General features: G+C 52.3%; 4 protein-coding genes, 1 tRNA gene and 2 rRNA genes. 6 read left to right on the forward strand and 1 reads right to left on the reverse strand.

Annotation, left to right across the window (positions count from 1 at the left end):
- The 4 genes from EGI20_RS16040 to EGI20_RS16055 all read left to right on the forward strand — a co-directional run.
- Positions 1-341 (forward strand): 23S ribosomal RNA (locus EGI20_RS16040); the annotation flags it as partial.
- A 120-nt stretch (positions 342-461) separates the two neighbouring features.
- Positions 462-576 (forward strand): 5S ribosomal RNA (gene rrf, locus EGI20_RS16045).
- Between the two features lie 63 nt (positions 577-639).
- Positions 640-715 (forward strand) — tRNA-His (locus tag EGI20_RS16050).
- A gap of 101 nt (positions 716-816) precedes the next feature.
- On the forward strand, positions 817-2,562 hold the full coding sequence (locus EGI20_RS16055; RefSeq protein ID WP_498632671.1) for a DUF6538 domain-containing protein: 1,746 nt from the start codon (positions 817-819) through the stop codon (positions 2,560-2,562).
- Positions 2,563-2,630: 68 nt separating this feature from the next.
- Here EGI20_RS16055 and EGI20_RS16060 read toward each other — a convergent pair whose 3' ends face one another.
- On the reverse strand, positions 2,631-2,936 hold the full coding sequence (locus EGI20_RS16060) for a hypothetical protein (protein ID WP_498632672.1): 306 nt from the start codon (positions 2,934-2,936) through the stop codon (positions 2,631-2,633).
- A gap of 95 nt (positions 2,937-3,031) precedes the next feature.
- Here EGI20_RS16060 and EGI20_RS16065 point away from each other — a divergent pair, with 95 nt between their 5' ends.
- Positions 3,032-3,304, forward strand: a complete 273-nt coding sequence (locus tag EGI20_RS16065; protein WP_498632673.1) for a helix-turn-helix domain-containing protein — start codon at positions 3,032-3,034, stop codon at positions 3,302-3,304.
- 1,315 nt (positions 3,305-4,619) lie between these two features.
- The coding region (locus tag EGI20_RS16070; protein WP_498632674.1) for a hypothetical protein at positions 4,620-5,426 on the forward strand (807 nt) is incomplete at its 3' end.

The raw sequence follows: 5,426 nt of genomic DNA on the forward strand, positions 1-5,426 counted from the left end.
AAAGTGGTACGTGAGCTGGGTTCAAAACGTCGTGAGACAGTTTGGTCCCTATCTGCAGTGGGCGTTGGAAGTTTGACGGGGGCTGCTCCTAGTACGAGAGGACCGGAGTGGACGAACCTCTGGTGTACCGGTTGTCACGCCAGTGGCATTGCCGGGTAGCTAAGTTCGGAAGAGATAAGCGCTGAAAGCATCTAAGCGCGAAACTCGCCTGAAGATGAGACTTCCCTGAGGACTTGATCCTCCTGAAGAGTCGTTCGAGACCAGGACGTTGATAGGTCGGGTGTGGAAGTGCTGTGAGGCATGAAGCTAACCGATACTAATTGCTCGTGAGGCTTGATCCTATCATTTGAGTGGCTTTGCTAAGATAAGCAGAGTTGCGAAGCAATACTTCTACCAAGGCATCCAGAGAAAGAAGTGGTCTGGGTGTTTAATTTCGGTTTCTACAATTTGACAAGTTAATGTCTGGTGGCCATAGCGAGGTGGTCCCACGCCTTCCCATCCCGAACAGGACCGTGAAACACCTTAGCGCCGATGATAGTGTGGCATTCGCCATGTGAAAGTAGGACACCGCCAGACGCCCCATTTAAAACCCCAGCTCATCAGAGCTGGGGTTTTAACGCAATATTGACAGTTTTTGTGGTGGATATAGCTCAGTTGGTAGAGTCCCGGATTGTGATTCCGGTTGTCGTGGGTTCGAGCCCCATTATCCACCCCACATAATGCTAAAACCCTGATTTCCCAAGGAAATCAGGGTTTTTTTGCGTGGATAAAACGATTTGCTACACGAACTGTTACGCACGACGTGGAGTAAGTCACATGAAAGCTATTGCAGAAAATCTTTGCCGGCGCGGAAAAAAAGGGGTCTATTATTGCCGCCGTCGGGTTCCCCATGACCTCCTTCCTCTCTATGGGCGCGCTGAAATTCTTCGCAGTCTGAAAACTGCAGATGAGTCTATTGCACGGCAGCGCTGGCGCGAAGTGATGGTTGGGCTTGATCGCGAATTCAGCGACAGACGCCAGCAACTTGCTGCGATGCTTGAGCCATCTGAGCCGATCACAGTGCCGTTATTGACCGATCAGTTTGTCGAGAATCTTGGACGTTACTGGGTTCAGCAGGTTCTTTCTTTTGATGACACGGTGCGTCTGGCAGGACTTGATGATGGTCAATTCGATGAGCTCGGTGAGAAACTAAGCGGCCAGCGTAAAGAGCTCGGCCGCATCCTCGCGCAGGGACGCTTCAGCAAGATTGAGCCGGCATTCTTTGCGTTTCTGCATCTTTGCGGTGTCAATGCGAAACCTTCTCATGCTGAACGGCCGAAAGTCCTGAGGGCATTTTTGAAGTCAGTGATCGCTGCGCTCGATGTGCAGCTTGAGCGTCATGACGGCAAAGTGCGGGAAACTCACGATGTTGTCGAGCCCGGTTTGGTGGAGCCCCCTGCGCAACTGCTGCAGAAGCAGGCGATCGAGACAACGGCTGGTTACGTGGCTTGGGATCAGGTGTTTGATGCATGGGAACACTATGTAGAAAATCGACCAAAATCAACCGTTTTTGCTTATCAGACACCCTGGCGCGAGCTTAAAAGATTTGCAGCCTCGAAAGGAATCTCTGGCCCGTGCTCTCTGACGTCGGTACTGATGACCGAGTTTGTGCAGCACATGCATATGGACTGCAAATTGCAGATTGGCACGATCAACGAACGCCTTGCAAAGCTCAAAGGTATCTTTAAAGTAGCGGTCGGACGTCACTTGCTGATTGCTAACCCTGCTGCTGATACGCTGGGTTTCAAAGAGAGTGTGCGGGGGAAGGAAACCAAGAAGCGTTTGCCCTTTGCTCCTGATGAACTAGAAAAGCTGTTTGGCTGCCCGATTTATACTGATGAGCAGTTGCGTTCGCAGGGACAGGCTGGCGAAGCGAGTTACTGGATTCCGCTGCTCATGTTTTACACCGGAGCGCGCACGGAAGAGGTCGCAGGCCTGCAGTTGCAAGATATTCGGCTAGATCCACAGCACGGATGGTATTTCGATATCACGGACTTGTTCTCGTCTGAAGATGATTTGTTCGATGAGAGTGAGAGAGGTCATGAGGGCAAGCGTGGTCTTAAAAATGCGGTATCGCGCCGGAAAATACCGGTCGCGAAGCCACTGATTGCACTGGGTTTGCTGGAATACCGCCAGCACTTGCTGGCGGCGGGGGAGTGCATGCTATTTCCAACCCTGAAGCATGATAGTCACGACAAGCTGGGAGGTGCTTTTGGCAAGTGGTTCGGTCGGCACAAACGTAAACTCGGAATCACTAGCGATAAGAAAGTGCTGTATTCATTCCGTCACAACATGAAAACATTGCTTGAGCAAGCACAAATGCCTAGCAAGTATCTGAAGCGTATTCTGGGGCATGCGAGCGGTGATGGTAGTATCACCGACAGCTATGGTGATGGTGATGTACCACTGGCGGTGATCGTCGAATGGTTTGGCAAAGTGCAGTTTCCTGAGTTGTCAGTCAAACGATGGCGGCCTGGCTGTGGTGTATTGCGGGCTGATGACTACAAGCTGCATGCAGCTTAAAAATGGACTCGTGATGTTAGATCTGCTCAGGCCACGTAATTTGGTACTGCTGGTTAAAATTTGAGCTGCTAGTAAACATAGCGATCACGTACCGATGGTACGACTGTCAGATCCAGCATGCAGACTGCAGCAAGCTGCAGTGCTCGTCGCATACTGGTCTGGATTTCTATCCAAGTGTTTTCTCCGTTGAGTTGCCCTTTCAGGATTAGCTTGCCTTCAGTTCTCAGATACCAGAAGTGGGCATCGCACGGCAACGGAATGCGGTGATGTGCATTGTGATAGTGCAAATTCAGTGTCCATTTTTCACCGTCAGGATCGTTGCTGACGGCTGAGGTATTGCTGTTGATGAAGATGTGCTTGAGTTTTCGGGACATTATCGATAGACCTTTTTAACAGTATGTTGTGCATTTTAAGGTTTGCACAGCATGCTGTGTAGAGACTAGGGGTAAAACAGCACAACATACTGTGCATGAATAAGTTTTTACCGAGTCAGCATTTTGGTGGACTGCTAAAACAGCTGCGAACAGAGCGAAAGCTGTCGCAAGAAGCGTTTGCCGAGCGTGCCGGGGTGCACCGGAATTTTGTATCTTTGCTTGAGCGTGGTATTAATCAGCCATCGCTCGATACGTTGTTTGCGCTTGCTGATGCGCTAGAAATGGATGTCGCCGAGTTGATCCGTCGACTGCAGACACATGATTTTAGTTCGGGTGAACGTACCGATTCAGATGTGAGAAAAGTATGAAAAACCGGGCAGGCAAGCTGCCCGGTTAAAATAATAAATAGTACCTGTTTGAAATTTATGTTCTGCTGCCAAGCTGAACATGTCTGTGCATCATCGCCAAACGATGCGTTTGTGAACGTTGCTCGTGCCAACGAGCGGGTTCTTACTGCCTGTAGCGCCGCCAAGCGCTTGAATCAATACTTACTTCCTGACGTCTTTTGTCGGTTTTAACTGCCCCCGGGTGCTACCTTCGGTCAAATCGCCGCACCCTGCTTACGCAACTACTCAACTTCGCTCCCGACCTGCTGCACCCCTTTTATCGGAGGCTACGGTACGACGGTGTGCCTGCCAAGCACACCCCGCGCAGGTCTTCCCGCGTTAGCAAAACTCTACTGCGATTTTACACGCGACTCCCTCATCTACATGACTTGTGCCTCTGCACTTTCTGTCGATTTCGGCGGCCCGATGTTCCATAGCGGCTCGCTTACCCATCATGTGATTTCCAGGTTTGACCTGCACCAACTGCAGTGGTGCAATCGCTTGTAAGATCTCCACATCGCCTGTCCGTTACAGGCTTTTAGACGCTTGAGCTATTCTGCGATCCAGCCGGCTTGCGCCCGCTGGTACCTCGTTTCCAGATTTCTCCTCCACTATCACCCCCTCACGAAGGGTGCTGCAGCCCACGTCTGTGGCAAAGGTTGTACCGTCACCGACACCCCCTCGATGGTCCTAACGCTGATACGATTATTCATCTCAGCTACCATTTTCGAATTTTGCAGGAACGATCCCGGTTACCCGGGCGTCCGTTTCCGCGTCGCCCAACATACATACTTTTTAAAGATTGGGTCGAATCAGGTTTGCACCTGAAGCGCCCGTTGCCACGCAGCGAGCTCTACTAGAAGCACTGCGCGACGGGAAGTAAAACGCAACAAGATTGGCAATCCTGTGCGGCTTGAAACAGACAGGGGGCGTTGGCGCACCCCCTGCCGAACTAGGCGGCAATAAGGGATGGCGACCCCGTGTGATGTTTCCTTGTTGAAAAGTGAGTCCTGCTTCGTATAGCAAGTGCGGCAAGCCGTGGGCGCATTTTTCACAAGATGTAGCAAAAAAAATGCAGGTATCCGGTATCGGCGGTGCGACCGGGCGGTCGCTAACAGCGCGAAGCCAGTACAGGATGCATCCTCCTGCACTGGCTTCTATTGGAACATCAATGTGTGTGCTGTGAATTCGCTGCGCTCAGTTCACCGCACACGCTTATTTGCAGCGTTTTGCCGTGTCCGGCAAAACGTATAAAAAGCGTCGCTACACATCGTGTCATCAACAAGAAGGGCACGACATGTATCTCAAAATTCTCCCGCCACCGAGCGCACGCGGATCACACTTTCTACGTATTCCCGCAAGCAAGACCGCAGCAATGCGCATCATTCTCGAAACCGTCCAGCGCGGTAGCCGCTACTACACGAGCGGAGTTGTCGCCGCACGAAAAGCTGTCGCGTTGGCAGATAAATTTGCGGAGTTGTATGAAGTCGACGCGAACAGCAACCGGCGTGCATACCGTAAGCGGCAAGGGCTGGCGAATTGCACGCTGATCATGTACCCGCACGATAACAAACCAGGGCACTTTTTATGGTGGCTGCTGGTGACGCCGGGGAAAGGGCCGGTGCATCAACGTGAGAAGCTATCCGATGCGCACGACAAACGACAGCGTTTGCCGTGGTCTGAACAGTACCAGCTCGTGCGTTTGCAAAAAGAGAAGGGACAGGGCGGAGCACGAAGCTGGAGCTGGCAGTTGCAGCCGCGTGCATTTGATGAGTGGAGTGCTGGCGTAGAAGAGGCAACGCGCAGCACCGGGACGGTCGGCATTGATGTTGTGCGGGTGAAGTCACTGATCGATGCGCTGCTGCGTATGCCCGGTTATCACGGCATACGTGAGCAGCAGAAACAGTTGCTCATGCTCGCGAGTGAACACTGGCGCAAACATCGTAGCTCGCCGTTTCCAGTCGAGGTTGGGCACCTTCCGTATATCGACAAGTCATTCGCGTGTTACGCGAATCCGGCCTTGTGCCTGGATGGGCTCGTTCACATCATGCTGACCGCACCCGCACCCGCACCCGCACCCGCACCCGCACCCGCACCCGCACCC

This window comes from Aquitalea sp. S1-19, assembly GCF_024343515.1.